Source organism: Winogradskyella epiphytica, assembly GCF_003217215.1.
GTDB classification, from domain to species: domain Bacteria; phylum Bacteroidota; class Bacteroidia; order Flavobacteriales; family Flavobacteriaceae; genus Winogradskyella; species Winogradskyella epiphytica.
The window spans coordinates 59156-76438 of sequence record NZ_QJTD01000005.1; the positions used below are offsets into that span (position 1 = coordinate 59156).

Sequence of the window (17283 nt, forward strand, 5' to 3'; positions counted from 1 at the left end):
GCAAAATATGATTGTTACTATTAATTTACGACTTTCGATTTTAGATTATTGAATTATGAATTTAAAATCGTAATTCGTAAATCTGATATCGCAAATCCTTAATCTTTATCTAATTTATATTTACTTAAATCCATTCCGAAATTTAATCCTTTAACGCTCACTAATTCTTCTAGCTCAGTTAAAGACTTCTTACCGAAGTTTCTGAATTTCATTAAATCGTTTTTGTTATATGATACTAAGTCTCCTAAAGTATCTACTTCTGCTGCTTTTAAACAGTTAAGTGCACGAACAGAAAGATCCATATCAACTAATTTAGTTTTCAATAGTTGTCTCATGTGAAGTGATTCTTCATCATAAGTTTCAGTCTGTGCAATTTCATCTGCTTCTAAAGTGATACGCTCATCAGAGAATAACATGAAGTGATGAATTAATATTTTAGCAGCTTCCGTTAAAGCATCTTTAGGATTAATTGATCCGTCTGTTTGAATTTCGAAAACTAATTTTTCGTAATCCGTTTTTTGCTCTACACGGAAATTTTCAACAGCATACTTTACATTTTTAATTGGCGTAAAGATTGAATCTGTAAAGATAGTTCCTATTGCTGCAGAAGCTTTTTTGTTTTCTTCAGCTGGCACATAACCTCTACCTTTTTCAATCGTCAATTCCATATTGATGTTTACCTTAGGATCTAAGTTACAGATTACTAAATCTGTATTTAATACTTGGAAACCAGAGATAAACTTCTGAAAGTCACCTGCAGTAATTTGATTTTGTCCTGAGATAGAAATTGTCACAGTTTCGTTATCAACTTCTTCGATTTGACGTTTAAAGTTAACTTGCTTTAAATTCAAAATCATTTCAGTAACATCCTCAACAACCCCTGAGATTGTAGAAAACTCGTGATCTACTCCTTCTATTTTTACTGATGTAATCCCAAAGCCCTCTAAAGAAGATAATAAAACTCTTCTTAAAGCATTTCCAACTGTTAATCCGTATCCTGGTTCTAAAGGTCTAAATTCAAATTTACCTTCAAAATCAGTAGAATCAATCATGATTACTTTGTCAGGCTTCTGAAAATTTAAAATTGCCATATTTTTCTTCTTTTTAATTGTTATTTAGTTGCGCGATTTAGAAGTATGAAGAAGACTAATAAATCCTTTGGCTAAATACCAATATGATTATTTATTATTTAGAGTAAAGTTCAACGATCAATTGTTCGTTGATGTTTTCTGGAATTTGAATTCTTGCAGGTACTGCAACAAATGTTCCTTCCATAGTACTTGTGTTCCAAGTAATCCATTCGTAAACATTGCTAGAATTAGACAATGAATTCTGGATAGCTTCTAATGATTTTGATTTTTCTCTAACAGCAACTACATCACCTGGCTTTAAGATATAAGAAGGAATGTTTACCTTCTCACCATTTACCGTAATATGTCTATGAGATACTAATTGTCTAGCAGCACTTCTTGTAGGTGCAATTCCCATTCTGTAAACCACGTTGTCTAAACGAGACTCACAAATTTGAAGTAAAACTTCACCAGTAATACCTCTTGCTGAAGTTGCTCTTTTAAACATGTTTCTGAATTGCTTTTCTAAAATACCGTAAGTATATTTAGCTTTTTGCTTCTCCATTAATTGAATAGAGTATTCAGATTTTTTTCCTCTTCTTCTGTTAGCTCCGTGTTGTCCAGGAGGGTAATTTCTTTTTTCGAAGGCTTTGTCGTCTCCGTAGATAGCTTCACCGAATTTTCGGGCTATTTTAGTTTTAGGACCAGTATATCTTGCCATTTTGATTTGTGTTTTGAGAGTGATTAGTGAATTAAGGTCTAAATCTTATCCTTCAATAATCGGGAGTCTCTCGTTAATACTTGTTAATATTTTTGAGTTTGCAAATTTACACAAAATAAACTAATATCAATACTTTAATGAATGATATTAGTTTATCTCTAGTTTTAGGAGTGTTTCTAACTAGGTTTTAGTTAGGTATCTGACTTGCAATCAGATTATACTCTACGTCTTTTTGGAGGACGACAACCGTTATGTGGTAATGGAGTTACATCAATAATTTCTGAAACTTCGATACCTGCATTGTGAATAGATCTGATAGCCGATTCTCTACCGTTACCTGGTCCTTTCACATATACTTTTACTTTCTTTAAACCAGCTTCTTTTGCAACACCTGCAGCATCTTCTGCAGCTAATTGTGCAGCATATGGAGTGTTCTTTTTAGAGCCTCTAAAGCCCATTTTTCCTGCTGATGACCAAGAAATAACGTCACCTTTTTTGTTTGTTAAAGAAACGATGATGTTGTTAAAAGAAGCCGTGATATGTGCTTCTCCAATTGCGTCAACAATTACTTTACGTTTTTTAGTACTTGACTTTGCCATTTTATCTTTTTAGTTTTTAGTTTTAGTTAATAGTCGCTAGAATCCTAAACCGTTAAATTTCAAACAGATTCTTTCCAACGTCTAAAGACTAAAGACTATGTGTTACTTAGTTACTTTCTTCTTGTTAGCAACTGTTTTACGTCTTCCTTTTCTTGTACGAGAGTTGTTCTTAGTACGTTGTCCTCTTAATGGAAGACCTGTTCTGTGACGAATACCTCTATAACATCCGATGTCCATTAATCGCTTAATGTTCATTTGTGTTTCAGAACGTAATTCACCTTCGATTTTAAAAGACCCAACCGCTTCACGGATGGCTCCAATTTCATCATCAGACCAATCTTGTACTTTTGTGTTCTCATCAACTTTAGCAGTTGCTAAAATTTCTTTTGCTCTACTTCTACCTACTCCGTAGATATAAGTTAAAGAGATTACACCTCTCTTTTGTTTTGGTATGTCTACACCTGCGATTCTTGCCATAATTACCCTTGTCTTTGTTTGAATCTAGGATTCTTTTTGTTAATGACGTAAAGTCTACCTTTTCTGCGGACTAACTTGCAGTCTGCACTTCTTTTCTTTACTGATGCTCTTACTTTCATCTTGTATTATTAATTATTACTATTTCAAATGAACCTTACGGATTCACTTTGTGTTAGTATCTATAGGTTATACGAGCCTTAGTTAAATCGTAAGGACTCATTTCTAATTTCACCTTATCTCCTGGTAATAATTTAATATAATGCATACGCATTTTACCTGAGATATGTGCAGTCACTATATGACCATTTTCTAATTCTACACGAAACATCGCATTTGATAATGCTTCTATAATTGTTCCGTCTTGTTCTATTGCTGCTTGTTTTGCCATAATATATTTTTAGTGTTCAGTCTTCAATTAGCAAATATCTTGCCTAAATGTTCAGACTGACATTCTAAACATTTTATCCTTATTGCGCCACCGCTTTTCTGTTCTTACCTGTTTTCATCAAACCGTCGTAATGCTTATTTAGTAAATAAGAATTAACTTGTTGCATCGTATCAATAGCAACACCTACCATAATTAATAGTGATGTTCCACCGAAGAACAATGCCCAACCTGCTTGAACGTTCATTAACTTCACAATAAAAGCTGGAAAAACAGCTACTAATGCTAAGAATATAGAACCAGGTAATGTTATTTGTGACATAATTTTGTCTAAATACTCAGAGGTTTCTGATCCTGGACGAATACCTGGAATAAATCCACCGCTTCGTTTTAAATCATCTGCCATCTTATTAGTTGGTACTGTAATCGCTGTGTAAAAATAAGTAAAAACTATAATTAATAAAGCGAATATTAAGTTATACCAAAAACCAAACATGTCTGAAAAGTTAGTTTGCATCCAAACTCCAGCGTCTGTATCTTTTAACCAAGCTGATTCTCCAATTAATCCTGGAACGAACATGATAGCTTGCGCGAAGATAATTGGCATTACACCAGAAGCATTTAACTTTAATGGTAAAAACTGACGTGATCCGAAAGCGTTCTTTTCATAACCACCAGAAGCAGTTCTTCTAGCGTATTGTACAGCAATCTTTCTTACTGCCATTACTAAGAACACAGAAGCCAAAATGATTAAGAACCAAATTACAAGTTCAATTAATATCATCATGAAACCACCACCACCTTCTAATCTCGAAGCCGAGTTTTGAATGAATGATTGTGGCAAAGTCGCGATAATACCAACCATAATTAATAATGAAATACCATTTCCAATTCCTTTATCTGTAATTTTTTCACCTAACCACATGGCGAATACACACCCTGTCACTAAAATGATTACTGATGAGAAATAGAACATACTTTCACTAAAACCAGGAACTAATAAAGCACTTAAAGACGTAGATCCCGATAACATTGGAATACTAGCTAAGTAACCTGGTGCTTGTACTAAACAAATTGCGATAGTTAACCAACGCGTAATTTGCGTGATTTTCTTTTGACCACTTGCTCCTTCTTTCTGAAGTTTTTGCAAATAAGGAATTGCAATACCCATTAATTGAACAACAATAGATGCAGAAATATAAGGCATAATACCTAAAGCAAATACAGAAGCGTTAGCAAATGCTCCTCCTGTAAATGCGTTTAATAAACCTAATAATCCACCATCCATTCCAGATTGGAGACCACCTAATGCATCTATATTAATGCCTGGCAATACAACCTGAGCACCAAAACGATACACTAAAAGCAAGCCTAAGGTTAGGATAATTCTATCCTTAAGCTCTGTGATTTTCCAAACGTTTTTTAATGTTTCTATTATTTTCATCCTAAAAATCTTATAAAGTTACAGCTTCACCACCAGCAGCTTCAATAGCCACTTTTGCCGTAGCAGTAAATTTATGAGCAGTTACTGTTAATTTTGCTTTTAATTCTCCTCTTCCTAAGATTTTTAATGGCTCATTTTTGCCAACTAACCCCATAGATACAAGAGTATCAAAATCAACATTGTCCTTAATTTTATCTTCATCGACTAACTTTTGAAGTGTATCCAAGTTAATACCTTGGTACTCTACTCTATTAATGTTAGTGAATCCAAATTTAGGAACACGTCTTTGTAATGGCATTTGACCACCTTCAAATCCTAATTTCTTAGAATAACCTGAACGTGATTTAGCCCCTTTGTGACCACGTGTAGCGGTACCACCTTTACCAGATCCTTGACCACGGCCAATACGTTTTCCCTGATTTTTTACTGAACCTTCTGCAGGTTTTAAATTACTTAAATCCATTGATAAGTTTATATTTTTAAGCTTCCTCTACAGAAACTAAGTGTTCAACCTTCTTTACCATCCCAAGAATATTAGGAGTGGCATCGTGCTCTACTACTTGACCAATCTTTTTTAAACCTAAAGCTTCTAATGTTAGCTTTTGTCTTTTAGTACGATTGATTGCACTTCTTACTTTAGTTACTTTTATCTTTGCCATCTTGTCCTATCGATTATCCGTTAAATACTTTTTCAAGTGAAATTCCACGCTCTTTCGCTACAGACTTAGCATCTCTTAATTGTAACAAAGCATCAAAAGTAGCTTTTACAACGTTGTGAGGGTTTGAAGATCCTTGAGATTTTGATAATACATCTTGAATACCTACGGCTTCAAGTACTGTTCTTACCGCACCACCTGCAATTACTCCTGTACCTTCTGAAGCTGGAATGATATTAACTCTCGCTCCACCATACTTACCTTTTTGTTCGTGTGGTATTGTTCCGTTAAGAATAGGAATTCTTACTAAGTTTTTCTTAGCATCTTCAATAGCCTTAGCAATAGCCGTAGCTACATCTTTAGACTTCCCTAATCCGTGTCCAACTACATTTTTTTCGTCACCTATAACAACAATAGCAGAAAATCCAAATGCTCTACCACCTTTTGTTACTTTAGTTACACGCTGAACGCCAACTAAGCTATCTTTTAAATCTAATCCGCCTGGTTTAACAAGCTCTGCGTTTTTATATTTTTGATACATAATGTCTTAAAATTTAAGTCCTGCTTCTCTAGCACCTTCTGCTAATGATTTTACTCTTCCGTGATATAAGTAACCACCTCTATCAAAAGAAATAGTTTCAACACCAGCTTTCATCGCCTTTTCAGCTACAGATTTACCTACTAATGTAGCGATCTCTGATTTATTACCTTTAGACTTTGCAATGTCTTTATCTCTAGAAGATGCAGCAGCAATAGTTTTACCAGATACATCATCTACGACTTGAGCATAAATTTCTTTATTACTTCTAAAAACAGTTAATCTTGGTCTGCTTTCAGTACCAGATACTACCTTACGGATTCTGTTTTTAATTCTTATTCTTCTTTCGTTCTTTGTCAATGCCATAACTTAATTATTAAGCTGATTTACCTGCTTTTCTTCTAACTTCTTCACCAACAAACTTGATACCTTTTCCTTTGTAAGGTTCTGGTTTTCTAAAGCCGCGAATTTTAGCTGCAACTTGACCAACCAATTGTTTGTCAAAAGATGTTAATTTAACTATTGGATTTTTACCTTTTTCTGAAACTGTCTCTACCGTTACTTCTGGAGCGATGTCCATAACGATATTATGAGAAAATCCTAAGGCTAAATCTAACTTCTGTCCTTGATTAGATGCTCTATAACCTACACCAACCAACTCTAGTTGCTTAGTCCAACCTTTAGAAACACCTTCTATCATATTAGCAATTAAAGATCTGTAAAGACCGTGTTTTGCTCTTAAATCTTTCTTATCTGAAGCACGTTCTAATGTAATAGTTCCGTCTTCTATCTTAATTTCAACCTCCGAATACTCTTGAGTTAATTCTCCTAGTTTACCTTTAGCAGTAATCACGTTGTCCTTAACTTCAACTGTTACACCTTCAGGAATTGTTATTGGGTTTTTACCTATTCTTGACATAATTTCCTGTTTTTAGTATACGTAACATAATACTTCACCACCAACGTTTTCTCTTTGCGCTTGTTTTCCTGTCATCACTCCGTGAGACGTAGAAACAATTGCAATACCTAATCCGTTAAGGATTCTTGGCATTTCGTTAGCACTAGCATACTTACGTAAACCTGGTTTACTGATTCTTTGAATTTCTTTGATAACTGACTCTTTAGTGTCTTTACTGTACTTCAAAGCAATTTTGATAGTACCCTGTACTGTTGAGTCGTCAAATTTATAACTTAAGATGTATCCTTGATCGAATAAAATCTTAGTTATTTCTTTTTTTAAGTTAGATGCAGGAATCTCAACCACTCTGTGATTTGCCATAACTGCGTTTCTAACTCGCGTTAAATAATCCGCTATTGGATCTGTGTTCATATGTATTAATTTGCGGTAGCGGTTTTCGACACTATTGTCAAACCTGAAACCAATTTATAATTTTACCAACTTGCTTTTCTTACTCCAGGTATAAGGCCTTGGTTAGCCATTTCTCTAAACATTACACGAGAAATTCCAAATTGTCTCATGTAACCTCTAGGTCTTCCTGTAAGTTTACAACGGTTATGCTGACGTATAGGTGAAGCATTTCTTGGTAGTTTCTGTAATGCTTCGTAATCGCCTGCTTCTTTTAAAGCTTTGCGTTTTTCTGCATACTTAGCTACTGTTTTAGAACGCTTAACCTCACGGGCTTTCATTGATTCTTTAGCCATAATTAATTCTTTTTAAAAGGTAATCCTAGTTCTGTTAATAAAGACTTCGCTTCCTTATCGGTTTCAGCTGAAGTCACAAAAGTGATATCCATTCCTGAAATTTTATTGACTTTATCAATATTAATTTCTGGGAAAATGATTTGTTCTACAATACCTAAATTATAGTTTCCTCGTCCATCAAAACCAGTAGCTTTGATACCGTTAAAATCTCTAACTCGTGGTAAAGCAGAAGTCACTAAACGATCTAAGAACTCATACATTTGCTCTCCTCTTAATGTTACTTTGGCGCCAATTGGCATACCTTTACGTAACTTAAAAGAGGCAACGTCTTTCTTAGATAATGTTTGGATAGCTTTCTGTCCAGATATTTTTGTAAGTTCTTCTACTGCGTGATCGATTAATTTCTTATCAGCAACAGCAGCACCAACACCTTTAGATATTACTATCTTTTTAAGCTTAGGCACTTGCATTACATTTTTATATCCAAATTCTTCCGTAAGAGCAGGAACTACTTTTTCCTTATACTCTTGTTTTAATCTTGCAACGTAAGCCATAGTTAAATTACTTCATTAGATTTTTTAGAAAATCTTACTTTATTATCACCGTCCATTTTATAACCAACTCTTGTTGTTTCTCCTTTCGAAGTTAACAATGATAAGTTTGAAATATGTATAGCGGCTTCTTTCTCTACAATTCCACCTTGAGGGCTTTGTGCACTTGGTTTTGTATGTTTCTTAACCATGTTCACACCTTCTACGATGGCTTTGTTCTTTTCAATTAATACTTTAAGTACTTTACCTTCTGATCCTTTGTGATCTCCAGCAATTACTCTTACTGTATCTCCTGATTTTATTTTAAGCTTTGTCATCTTATTTATCAATTAAAGCACTTCAGGTGCCAATGATACAATTTTCATGAATTGTTTATCACGAAGTTCTCTAGCTACAGGTCCAAAAACACGTGTTCCTCTCATCTCCCCTTGTGGGTTTAATAAAACACATGCGTTGTCGTCAAATCGGATGTAAGATCCATCTGGGCGTCTTACTTCTTTAGCTGTACGAACAACTACTGCTGTAGATACAGCACCTTTTTTAATGTTTCCGTTAGGTGTAGCATCTTTAACAGCCACTACAATTTTATCCCCTACAGAAGCATACCTTCTATTAGTTCCACCTAGTACTCGGATAGTTAAAACTGTCTTTGCACCAGTGTTATCAGCTACTTTTAATCTTGATTCTTGTTGTACCATAATTACTTCGCTCTTTCAATTATTTCTACTAATCTCCAACATTTAGATTTACTTAAAGGTCGTGTTTCCATGATCTTTACTGTATCTCCTTCGTTGCAGTCGTTTTTCTCATCGTGAGCGACATATTTCTTTGTCTTAGTCACGAATTTTCCATACATAGGGTGTTTTACCTTCTTAACTTCGGCAACAACAATAGATTTCTCCATTTTGTTACTAGTTACGATCCCTATACGTTCTTTTCTTAAGTTTCTTTTTTCCATCTTTCAGCAGAATACAATTATTGTACGTCTCTATTAGTTAATTCTGTTGCCACTCTAGCTACAGTGCGACGCGCAACTCGTAACTGGATTGGATTGTCTAAAGGAGATATAGCGTGAGCCATTTTTAGGTCCGTATAACTCTTTTTAGTCTCACTAAGTTTCTCTTGTAACTCAGCTGTTGAAAGCTGTTTAATTTCTGATTGCTTCATAATATCTTTCTATTAAGCTTCGTAATCTCTAGCTATGATAAACTTAGTTTTAACTGGAAGTTTTTGAGCGGCCAAACGTAACGCTTCTTGCGCTGTTTCTAATGGCACACCACTTACTTCAAATAACATGCGTCCAGGTTTTACAACAGCTGCCCAATATTCAACGGCACCTTTACCTTTACCCATACGTACTTCAAGAGGTTTCTTTGTAATAGGCTTGTCTGGAAATATTTTAATCCATAACGATCCTTCTCTTTTCATGTAACGAGTAGCGGCAATACGCGCTGCTTCTATTTGACGTGCAGTTATAAAAGACGAGTCTAATGATTTAATACCGAAGGTACCATTTGATAACAAATGACCTCTTCCAGCATTACCTTTCATACGACCTTTTTGCTGCTTACGAAATTTTGTTCTTTTAGGCTGTAACATTTTTTCTTTTCTTTAAAAAATTACTTTCTACGACGAGATTGGTTCTTGTTTCCACCACGTCCACCTTTACCTTTTTGCTTAGATAAGCCAACTAATGGAGAAAGTTCTCTTTTACCATATACTTCGCCTTTCATTATCCAAACTTTCACACCTAATCTACCATAGGTAGTGTGTGCTTCTACTAGAGCATAATCTATATCAGCTCTAAAGGTAGATAAAGGAATACGACCTTCTTTATAGTGCTCAGTACGTGCCATTTCAGCACCATTTAAACGACCACTAATCTGAATTTTAATACCTTCTGCATTCATACGCATAGCCGCTGCAATAGCCATTTTTATAGCACGTCTGTATGAAATTCTACTTTCAATTTGACGAGCCACACTTGCTGCTACTAAGAATGCATCTAGTTCAGGTCTCTTTATTTCAAAGATGTTCAATTGAACCTCTTTGCCTGTAATTTTCTTAAGCTCTTCTTTCAACTTATCTACCTCTTGGCCACCTTTCCCGATAATAATACCAGGTCTAGCAGTAGTGATAGTAACGGTTACAAGTTTAAGCGTACGCTCAATAATTACTCTACTTACACTAGCTTTAGATAGACGAGCATGAATATACTTTCTAATCTTATCGTCTTCGGCAAGTTTGTCACCATAATCGTTTCCTCCGTACCAGTTAGATTCCCATCCTCTGATAATTCCTAAGCGATTTCCGATTGGATTTGTCTTTTGTCCCATATCTCTATCCTAGCTTTGTGTTTTGTTTAATGAATCTATCACAACTGTAACGTGATTCGATCTCTTTCTAATTCTATGTGCTCTACCTTGAGGAGCTGGACGTAATCTCTTTAACATTGATCCTCCGTCTACTCTTATTTCTTTAACAAATAAATTTGCTTCCTCAACATCTGCGTCTTCGTTCTTCGCTTGCCAGTTTGCAATCGCAGACATAACCAATTTCTCTAAACGACGTGACGCTTCTTTTTGGCTAAATCTAAGAATCTGAAGAGCTTTTTCAGCCTTTTCACCTCTAACTAAATCCGCAACTAAACGCATTTTTCTTGGAGATGTAGGACAGTTATTTAGCTTAGCAAAAGCAACTTGCTTCTTCTCCGCTTTAATAGCTTCCGCCATTTGTTTTTTACGACTTCCCATGATTCTTATTTTTTACCTTTATTCTTAGCACCTGCATGACCTCTAAAAGATCTTGTTGGTGAAAATTCTCCTAATTTGTGACCTACCATATTTTCAGTAACGAAGACTGGAACAAATTGACGACCATTGTGAACTGCTATAGTTTGCCCAACGAAATCCGGAGAAATCATTGATGCTCTAGACCAAGTCTTAATCACCGTCTTTTTGTTTGAAGCTACATTTTCTGCAACTTTCTTGTCTAATTTATAATGGATATAAGGTCCTTTTTTTAATGAACGTGCCATACTATCTTAATTATTTCTTTCTACGTTCTACAATATACTTATTACTCGCTTTGATCTTAGAACGTGTTCTATATCCTTTAGCTGGAATACCGTTTCTGTTTCTTGGATGTCCACCGGCAGACTTACCTTCACCACCACCCATTGGATGATCGACTGGGTTCATAACTACTGGTCTTACTCTTGGACGTCTTCCTAACCATCTACTTCTACCTGCTTTACCAGACACTAATAATTGATGATCTGAGTTAGAAACCGCTCCAATTGTTGCCATACATGTAATTAGAATTAATCTAATTTCACCTGATGGTAACTTTAAAGTTGCGAATTTATCACTTCTTGCAATTAACTGAGCGAAAGCTCCAGCACTACGAGCCATAACAGCTCCTTGTCCTGGTCTTAACTCTACACAAGAGATAATAGTACCTAAAGGGATTTCACTAATAGGCATTGCATTACCAATATTTGGCGCAATTCCTGTTTCACCAGAGACAATATTTTGCCCTACTTGTAAACCATTCTGAGCAACGATATAACGTTTTTCTCCATCTTGGTAATGTAATAGTGCAATAAAAGCTGTTCTGTTTGGATCGTATTCAATTGACTTAACTTCCGCTGGAATTCCAGGTTTGTTACGTTTGAAATCGATAATACGATAACGTTTCTTGTGACCTCCACCTATTTGGCGCATGGTCATCTTTCCTTGACTGTTTCTACCACCAGATCTTTTTTTCGGAGCAAGCAAGCTTTTCTCCGGCTTATCAGTAGTAATGGCGTCAAATCCATTAACTACTCTAAATCGCTGACCTGATGTGATCGGTTTTAATTTTCTTACTGACATTAATGTCTAAAATTACATGTTAGTGTATAAATCTATTGTTTCACCTTCCGCCAGTTGTACAATTGCCTTTTTAACAGCATTTGTTTTACCATGTTGAACACCAGTTTTTGTAAACTTGGTCTTTCTATCTGGACGGACATTAATCGTACGAACTTTTTCAACAGAAACTCCATAAGCAGCTTCAACCGCTTTTTTGATTTCTACCTTGTTCGCCTTTGTGTTCACTTCAAATGCGTACGCATTTAACAACTCACTTTGCATGGTTGCTTTTTCTGTGATTATAGGTTTTATTAAGATACTCATCTGTTCTATTTACTTAAATTCGATTCAATTCCTTCTAAAGCACTCTCAATTACGATCACCTTATTAGCTTTCATAATTTTATAAGTACTTAATTCTGAGCTAGTTATAACATCAGAACCTTTAAAATTGCGTGAGGACAAATATACATTATTATTTGAGCCACCCAACACAATTAAAGATTTTTTCTTGTCTACTTCTAATGCTTTCAATACATTAACGAAACCTTTAGTGTTTGGAGTATCAAAATTGAAGTCTTCCATTACCACTATTGATTTGTCATTTGCCTTCATGCTTAGTGCAGATTTACGTGCTAATCTCTTAAGGCTTTTGTTTAATTTAAAACCATAATTTCTTGGTCTAGGACCAAACATACGACCACCACCTTTAAATACACCAGACTTAATACTACCTGCTCTTGCAGTACCAGTACCTTTTTGTTTTTTAATCTTACGTGTACTTCCAGCAATTTCTGCTCTTTCTTTCGCCTTATGCGTACCTTGTCTTTGATTTGCTAAGTATTGCTTAACATCTAAATAGACAGCATGCTTATTTGGCTCTATAGCGAACACTTCGTTAGAAAGCTCAGCTTTCCTACCAGTGTCTTTTCCGTTTATATCTAAAACTGCTACCTTCATTACTTCTCAATGATTACATAAGAATTCTTGTGACCAGGAACACATCCTTTTACCACTAGTAAGTTCTTTTCAGGAACTACTTTATAAACTCTTAAATTTTGAACTTTAACTGTTTCACCACCCATTCTTCCGGCCATTTTCATGCCTTTGAATATTCTCGCAGGATAAGATGCAGCACCAACAGAACCAGGAGCTCTTCCCATACTTTGTTGACCGTGCGTTCTTTCAGATCCAGCGAATCCGTGACGTTTTACTACACCTTGAAAACCTTTACCTTTAGAAGTTCCTGCGACATCCACATATTCTCCTTCAGTAAATTGTTCAACTGTGATAGCATCACCTAATTTGTACTCCCCGTCAAAACCTTTAAATTCAACAACTTTGCGTTTTACAGAAGTACCCGCTTTCTTAGCATGACCTATGTCAGCTTTAGTAGCGCTTTTTTCTGTCGCGTCATCGAAACCTAATTGAAGTGCAGAATAACCATCCACTTCTTCAGTTCTGACTTGGGTAACGATACATGGTCCAGCTTCGATTACTGTACATGGAATATTCTTTCCATTTTCGTCGAAAATGCTGGTCATACCGATTTTTTTTCCAATTAACCCAGACATAATTTTGTTTGTTTTTATTAAGACAACTCGCGATTTGCCCTTTCTTGTTTGTTTTTATATGGACTATTCGCGACTAGTCCATTTATCTGTAAAAGTATCAAGGCCGAAAATACGTTTCAGCCTTGAATTGTATTTTTTACCGTTTTTCCTTCGCTCGCAGCTTAGGACATGTTAGTGTTCAATTACACTTTAATCTCAACTTCAACTCCACTTGGCAATTCAAGTTTCATTAATGCATCAATTGTTTTAGAAGATGAAGAGTAAATATCTAATAATCTCTTGTAAGAGCTTAATTGAAATTGTTCTCTAGACTTCTTGTTTACGTGTGGTGAACGTAACACAGTGAAAATCTTCTTGTGCGTTGGTAAAGGAATTGGACCTGTTACAACTGCACCAGTACTTTTTACTGTTTTTACAATCTTATCAGCAGACTTGTCTACTAAGTTGTGATCGTAAGACTTTAATTTTATTCTGATTTTTTGACTCATTTTCTTAAGATTTACGATTCAACGCCTTTTGCAGCCGCAATTACTTCTTCTGATATGTTAGATGGAGTTTCAGCATAGTGTGAAAATTCCATTGTAGATGTTGCACGTCCTGAAGATAATGTTCTCAATGTTGTAACATATCCAAACATTTCTGATAATGGAACTGTAGCTTTTACAGTTTTAGCTCCACCTCTATCTCCCATGTCACTCATTTGTCCACGACGACGGTTTAAATCTCCAACGATATCACCCATATTTTCTTCAGGAGTAATTACCTCAAGTTTCATAATAGGTTCCATGATTACAGCTTTAGCCGCTTTTGCAGCATTTTTAAATCCAAGCTTAGCTGCCAATTCGAATGATAATTGATCCGAATCCACATCGTGATAAGAACCATCTGTTAATGTTACTTTCATAGCATCAACTTCGTATCCTGCTAATGGACCATTTTGCATTGCCATTTTGAATCCTTTTTCAATAGATGGGATAAATTCTTTAGGAACGTTACCACCTTTGATTTCAGAAACAAACTCTAATCCTACTTTACCTTCTTCTGCCGGCTCAATAGTAAATACGATATCAGCAAATTTACCACGTCCACCAGATTGTTTCTTATAAACTTCTCTGTGTTGTGCTTTTTGCGTAATCGCTTCTTTATATTCTACTTGTGGTTGACCTTGGTTAACCTCAACTTTGAATTCTCTTTTTAAACGATCTACAATTACATCTAAGTGAAGCTCACCCATTCCTGAAATAATTGTTTGACCTGAAGACTCATCTGAACGCACTGTAAATGTAGGATCTTCTTCAGCTAATTTAGCTAAGCCCATACCTAATCTATCTACATCTGCTTTAGTCTTAGGCTCTACCGCGATACCAATTACTGGATCAGGGAAGTCCATAGATTCTAAAACAATAGGGTGCTTTTCATCTGTAAGTGTATCTCCTGTCTTAATAGACTTGAATCCAACAGCAGCTCCAATATCACCAGCTTCGATAAAATCAATTGCATTTTGCTTGTTAGCGTGCATTTGATAGATACGTGAAATACGTTCCTTTTTACCTGAGCGGTTGTTTAACACGTAAGAACCGGCATCTAAACGACCAGAATAAGCACGGAAGAATGCTAAACGACCTACGAAAGGATCTGTAGCAATCTTAAACGCTAATGCCGCGAATGGTTCTTTTACGTCTGGCTTACGAATTTCTTCTTTCTCTGTATTTGGATTAACACCAACGATACCTTCCTTATCCATTGGAGAAGGTAAGTAACGACATACAGCATCTAATAAGAATTGTACACCTTTATTTTTGAATGAAGAACCACAAACCATAGGAATGATAGCCATATCCATTACAGCAGCTCTAAGTGCAGCGTGCACTTCGTCTTCTGTAATAGAATCTTCATCTTCCATGAATTTCTCTAATAAGTTCTCATCGTAACTAGCTACTTCTTCGATTAATAAAGCACGGTACTTACGCACTTCATCCTTCATATCTGCAGGAATTTCAACAACATCGAATGTAGATCCGTAGTTATCGTCATGCCATACAATAGCTCTGTTCTTTACTAAATCAACGATACCTTTGAAGTTATCCTCATCACCAATGTTTAATACAATTGGCACTGCGTTAGACTTCAACATATCTTTAACTTGCCCACAAACTGCTAAGAAGTCTGCACCTTGACGGTCCATTTTGTTAACGAAACCGATTCTTGGTACTTTATAATTATCAGCTAATCTCCAGTTAGTTTCAGATTGAGGCTCTACACCATCAACTGCACTAAATAAGAATACTAACCCATCTAATACACGTAAAGAACGGTTAACTTCTACCGTAAAATCAACGTGACCAGGAGTATCAATAATATTAAAGTGGTAATCTTTTGCATCTGGAGTTGGCTCACCGTTTTCCATTGGAAACGTCCAATCACAAGTTGTTGCAGCAGAAGTAATAGTAATACCCCTTTCTGCTTCTTGTTCCATCCAGTCCATTGTAGATGAACCCTCATGGGTTTCACCCATTTTATGGTTTACACCCGTGTAAAATAATATACGCTCAGTTGTTGTTGTTTTACCAGCATCAATATGAGCCGCAATTCCTATGTTTCTTGTAAGTTTTAAATCTCTTGCCATCTATCTACTAAAATCTAAAGTGTGAGAATGCTTTGTTTGCTTCCGCCATTTTATGCGTATCCATACGTTTTTTCACCGCAGCTCCTTCTTCTTTAGCCGCAGCTAACACCTCAGATGCTAAACGCTGTGCCATAGATTTTTCGTTTCTTTTACGAGAATAGCTAATTAACCATTTCATCGCAGTAGAAACCTTACGATCTGGACGAATTTGCATTGGAATTTGGAATGTAGCACCACCAACACGACGGCTACGTACTTCTACGTGAGGCATCACATTAGATAAAGCTTCTTTCCAAATTTCTAAAGCTGTTTTTTCGTCATCATTTTTTTTCTCCTCAACAATATCAATTGCATCGTAGAATACTTTAAAAGCTACAGACTTTTTACCATCCCACATCATCATGTTAACAAAACGAGTTACTAACTGATCATTAAATTTTGGATCCGGCAAAAGAGGTCTCTTTTTTGCTGCTTTTTTTCTCATGTCTTCTTTTTGAGTTTTTTGTTTTTAATTATTAGCTTTTAGTTTTCAGAAATTTTCTTTCAACGCCAAGCTTCTAATTTCAAACTTTAATTTTACTTCTTAGGGCGTTTTGCACCATACTTAGATCTACGTTGTGTTCTTCCAGATACACCTGCTGTATCTAAAGCACCACGAACGATGTGATATCTAACTCCTGGCAAATCTTTTACCCTTCCACCTCTAACCAATACTATCGAGTGCTCTTGTAGGTTGTGACCTTCTCCACCAATGTATGCATTGACCTCGTTACCGTTTGTTAAACGAACCCTTGCTACCTTTCTCATCGCTGAGTTAGGTTTCTTAGGCGTCGTTGTATAAACACGAGTACATACACCACGTCTTTGAGGACACGAATCTAAAGCAGCCGATTTACTCTTCTTGGTTATTTTGGCTCTTCCTTTTCGTACTAATTGTGAAATTGTTGGCATATATTTCTATATAAAATTTTATTAACCCTCACTTTTGAGGGCTGCAAAGGTAGAAATATATATTTATTATTCAAACAGTTGAGAACTATTTTTTCAAAGAAATTACAACTTTTATTTCTGTCATATATAATATGACTTATTTTTACGTTACCATAATAGCCATTCTATTAAGTAAC

General features: G+C 35.6%; 31 protein-coding genes. All 31 read right to left on the bottom strand.

The genetic code is table 11. The features are described 5' to 3' along the window. Positions 1 to 98: 98 nt before the first annotated feature. The 31 genes from DFQ11_RS11185 to rpsL all read right to left on the bottom strand — a co-directional run bounded on the left by DFQ11_RS11185 (position 99) and on the right by rpsL (position 17107). The gene (locus tag DFQ11_RS11185; RefSeq protein ID WP_110475975.1) at positions 99 to 1091 is read right to left on the bottom strand and encodes a DNA-directed RNA polymerase subunit alpha; all 993 of its coding nucleotides are present in this window, start codon (positions 1089 to 1091) and stop codon (positions 99 to 101) included. 94 nt (positions 1092 to 1185) lie between these two features. Continuing rightward, positions 1186 to 1791: a 30S ribosomal protein S4 gene (gene rpsD, locus DFQ11_RS11190; protein ID WP_110475976.1), complete on the bottom strand. Its 606-nt coding sequence runs from the start codon at positions 1789 to 1791 to the stop codon at positions 1186 to 1188. 215 nt (positions 1792 to 2006) lie between these two features. Next, positions 2007 to 2390 (bottom strand): 30S ribosomal protein S11, encoded by a 384-nt coding sequence (gene rpsK, locus DFQ11_RS11195; RefSeq protein ID WP_087491750.1) that lies wholly within the window; start codon positions 2388 to 2390, stop codon positions 2007 to 2009. Positions 2391 to 2492: 102 nt separating this feature from the next. Continuing rightward, complete coding sequence (gene rpsM / locus DFQ11_RS11200; protein ID WP_110475977.1) at positions 2493 to 2867, bottom strand: 30S ribosomal protein S13; 375 nt, start codon at positions 2865 to 2867, stop codon at positions 2493 to 2495. Between the two features lie 2 nt (positions 2868 to 2869). Further along, entirely contained in the window at positions 2870 to 2986 is a 117-nt protein-coding gene (ykgO, locus tag DFQ11_RS11205; protein ID WP_008269159.1) for a type B 50S ribosomal protein L36, read from the bottom strand. Positions 2987 to 3039: 53 nt separating this feature from the next. Next, the gene (infA, locus tag DFQ11_RS11210; protein WP_007094967.1) at positions 3040 to 3255 is read right to left on the bottom strand and encodes a translation initiation factor IF-1; all 216 of its coding nucleotides are present in this window, start codon (positions 3253 to 3255) and stop codon (positions 3040 to 3042) included. Positions 3256 to 3334: 79 nt separating this feature from the next. Next, positions 3335 to 4696 carry a preprotein translocase subunit SecY gene (gene secY, locus DFQ11_RS11215; RefSeq protein WP_110475978.1) on the bottom strand — a complete coding sequence of 454 codons (1362 nt, stop codon included), beginning with the start codon at positions 4694 to 4696 and terminating at the stop codon, positions 3335 to 3337. Positions 4697 to 4706: 10 nt separating this feature from the next. After that, positions 4707 to 5159 (bottom strand): 50S ribosomal protein L15, encoded by a 453-nt coding sequence (gene rplO, locus DFQ11_RS11220; protein WP_110475979.1) that lies wholly within the window; start codon positions 5157 to 5159, stop codon positions 4707 to 4709. A 16-nt stretch (positions 5160 to 5175) separates the two neighbouring features. Further along, the gene (rpmD, locus tag DFQ11_RS11225) at positions 5176 to 5355 is read right to left on the bottom strand and encodes a 50S ribosomal protein L30 (protein WP_110475980.1); all 180 of its coding nucleotides are present in this window, start codon (positions 5353 to 5355) and stop codon (positions 5176 to 5178) included. A gap of 13 nt (positions 5356 to 5368) precedes the next feature. Then, positions 5369 to 5893: a 30S ribosomal protein S5 gene (gene rpsE / locus DFQ11_RS11230; RefSeq protein WP_110475981.1), complete on the bottom strand. Its 525-nt coding sequence runs from the start codon at positions 5891 to 5893 to the stop codon at positions 5369 to 5371. Between the two features lie 6 nt (positions 5894 to 5899). Then, a complete protein-coding gene (gene rplR / locus DFQ11_RS11235; protein WP_110475982.1) occupies positions 5900 to 6256 on the bottom strand; it encodes a 50S ribosomal protein L18 in 357 nt (118 codons plus the stop codon). Positions 6257 to 6266: 10 nt separating this feature from the next. After that, positions 6267 to 6809: a 50S ribosomal protein L6 gene (gene rplF / locus DFQ11_RS11240; protein WP_110475983.1), complete on the bottom strand. Its 543-nt coding sequence runs from the start codon at positions 6807 to 6809 to the stop codon at positions 6267 to 6269. A gap of 12 nt (positions 6810 to 6821) precedes the next feature. After that, positions 6822 to 7220, bottom strand: a complete 399-nt coding sequence (rpsH, locus tag DFQ11_RS11245) for a 30S ribosomal protein S8 (RefSeq protein ID WP_110475984.1) — start codon at positions 7218 to 7220, stop codon at positions 6822 to 6824. A 62-nt stretch (positions 7221 to 7282) separates the two neighbouring features. Continuing rightward, positions 7283 to 7552 (bottom strand): 30S ribosomal protein S14, encoded by a 270-nt coding sequence (rpsN, locus tag DFQ11_RS11250; protein WP_110475985.1) that lies wholly within the window; start codon positions 7550 to 7552, stop codon positions 7283 to 7285. A gap of 2 nt (positions 7553 to 7554) precedes the next feature. Continuing rightward, positions 7555 to 8106, bottom strand: a complete 552-nt coding sequence (gene rplE, locus DFQ11_RS11255) for a 50S ribosomal protein L5 (RefSeq protein WP_110475986.1) — start codon at positions 8104 to 8106, stop codon at positions 7555 to 7557. Positions 8107 to 8108: 2 nt separating this feature from the next. Further along, positions 8109 to 8420: a 50S ribosomal protein L24 gene (rplX, locus tag DFQ11_RS11260; protein WP_110475987.1), complete on the bottom strand. Its 312-nt coding sequence runs from the start codon at positions 8418 to 8420 to the stop codon at positions 8109 to 8111. Between the two features lie 12 nt (positions 8421 to 8432). Beyond that, the gene (rplN, locus tag DFQ11_RS11265) at positions 8433 to 8801 is read right to left on the bottom strand and encodes a 50S ribosomal protein L14 (protein ID WP_110475988.1); all 369 of its coding nucleotides are present in this window, start codon (positions 8799 to 8801) and stop codon (positions 8433 to 8435) included. A gap of 2 nt (positions 8802 to 8803) precedes the next feature. Next, positions 8804 to 9061 (bottom strand): 30S ribosomal protein S17, encoded by a 258-nt coding sequence (gene rpsQ, locus DFQ11_RS11270; RefSeq protein ID WP_110475989.1) that lies wholly within the window; start codon positions 9059 to 9061, stop codon positions 8804 to 8806. Between the two features lie 17 nt (positions 9062 to 9078). Further along, positions 9079 to 9270: a 50S ribosomal protein L29 gene (gene rpmC / locus DFQ11_RS11275; protein WP_110475990.1), complete on the bottom strand. Its 192-nt coding sequence runs from the start codon at positions 9268 to 9270 to the stop codon at positions 9079 to 9081. Positions 9271 to 9282: 12 nt separating this feature from the next. Then, positions 9283 to 9702, bottom strand: coding sequence for a 50S ribosomal protein L16 (gene rplP, locus DFQ11_RS11280; RefSeq protein WP_110475991.1), 420 nt, complete (start codon positions 9700 to 9702; stop codon positions 9283 to 9285). 20 nt (positions 9703 to 9722) lie between these two features. After that, positions 9723 to 10439 (bottom strand): 30S ribosomal protein S3, encoded by a 717-nt coding sequence (gene rpsC / locus DFQ11_RS11285; RefSeq protein ID WP_110475992.1) that lies wholly within the window; start codon positions 10437 to 10439, stop codon positions 9723 to 9725. Positions 10440 to 10448: 9 nt separating this feature from the next. After that, positions 10449 to 10856 carry a 50S ribosomal protein L22 gene (rplV, locus tag DFQ11_RS11290; RefSeq protein WP_110475993.1) on the bottom strand — a complete coding sequence of 136 codons (408 nt, stop codon included), beginning with the start codon at positions 10854 to 10856 and terminating at the stop codon, positions 10449 to 10451. A 5-nt stretch (positions 10857 to 10861) separates the two neighbouring features. Next, positions 10862 to 11140 (bottom strand): 30S ribosomal protein S19, encoded by a 279-nt coding sequence (gene rpsS, locus DFQ11_RS11295; protein WP_020897652.1) that lies wholly within the window; start codon positions 11138 to 11140, stop codon positions 10862 to 10864. 10 nt (positions 11141 to 11150) lie between these two features. Continuing rightward, entirely contained in the window at positions 11151 to 11978 is an 828-nt protein-coding gene (gene rplB, locus DFQ11_RS11300; protein ID WP_110475994.1) for a 50S ribosomal protein L2, read from the bottom strand. Between the two features lie 12 nt (positions 11979 to 11990). Beyond that, positions 11991 to 12281, bottom strand: a complete 291-nt coding sequence (rplW, locus tag DFQ11_RS11305; protein WP_110475995.1) for a 50S ribosomal protein L23 — start codon at positions 12279 to 12281, stop codon at positions 11991 to 11993. Between the two features lie 5 nt (positions 12282 to 12286). Continuing rightward, positions 12287 to 12916 (bottom strand): 50S ribosomal protein L4, encoded by a 630-nt coding sequence (gene rplD / locus DFQ11_RS11310; protein ID WP_110475996.1) that lies wholly within the window; start codon positions 12914 to 12916, stop codon positions 12287 to 12289. Then, a complete protein-coding gene (gene rplC / locus DFQ11_RS11315) occupies positions 12916 to 13530 on the bottom strand; it encodes a 50S ribosomal protein L3 (protein WP_110475997.1) in 615 nt (204 codons plus the stop codon). Before rplC ends, rplD begins: the two co-directional genes overlap by 1 nt. Before the next feature lie 182 nt (positions 13531 to 13712). Next, the gene (gene rpsJ, locus DFQ11_RS11320; protein ID WP_007650482.1) at positions 13713 to 14018 is read right to left on the bottom strand and encodes a 30S ribosomal protein S10; all 306 of its coding nucleotides are present in this window, start codon (positions 14016 to 14018) and stop codon (positions 13713 to 13715) included. Between the two features lie 11 nt (positions 14019 to 14029). Further along, complete coding sequence (fusA, locus tag DFQ11_RS11325) at positions 14030 to 16156, bottom strand: elongation factor G (RefSeq protein WP_110475998.1); 2127 nt, start codon at positions 16154 to 16156, stop codon at positions 14030 to 14032. A gap of 7 nt (positions 16157 to 16163) precedes the next feature. After that, complete coding sequence (gene rpsG, locus DFQ11_RS11330) at positions 16164 to 16640, bottom strand: 30S ribosomal protein S7 (protein WP_110475999.1); 477 nt, start codon at positions 16638 to 16640, stop codon at positions 16164 to 16166. Positions 16641 to 16732: 92 nt separating this feature from the next. Beyond that, complete coding sequence (gene rpsL, locus DFQ11_RS11335) at positions 16733 to 17107, bottom strand: 30S ribosomal protein S12 (protein WP_019386263.1); 375 nt, start codon at positions 17105 to 17107, stop codon at positions 16733 to 16735. Between the last annotated feature and the right edge of the window lie 176 nt (positions 17108 to 17283).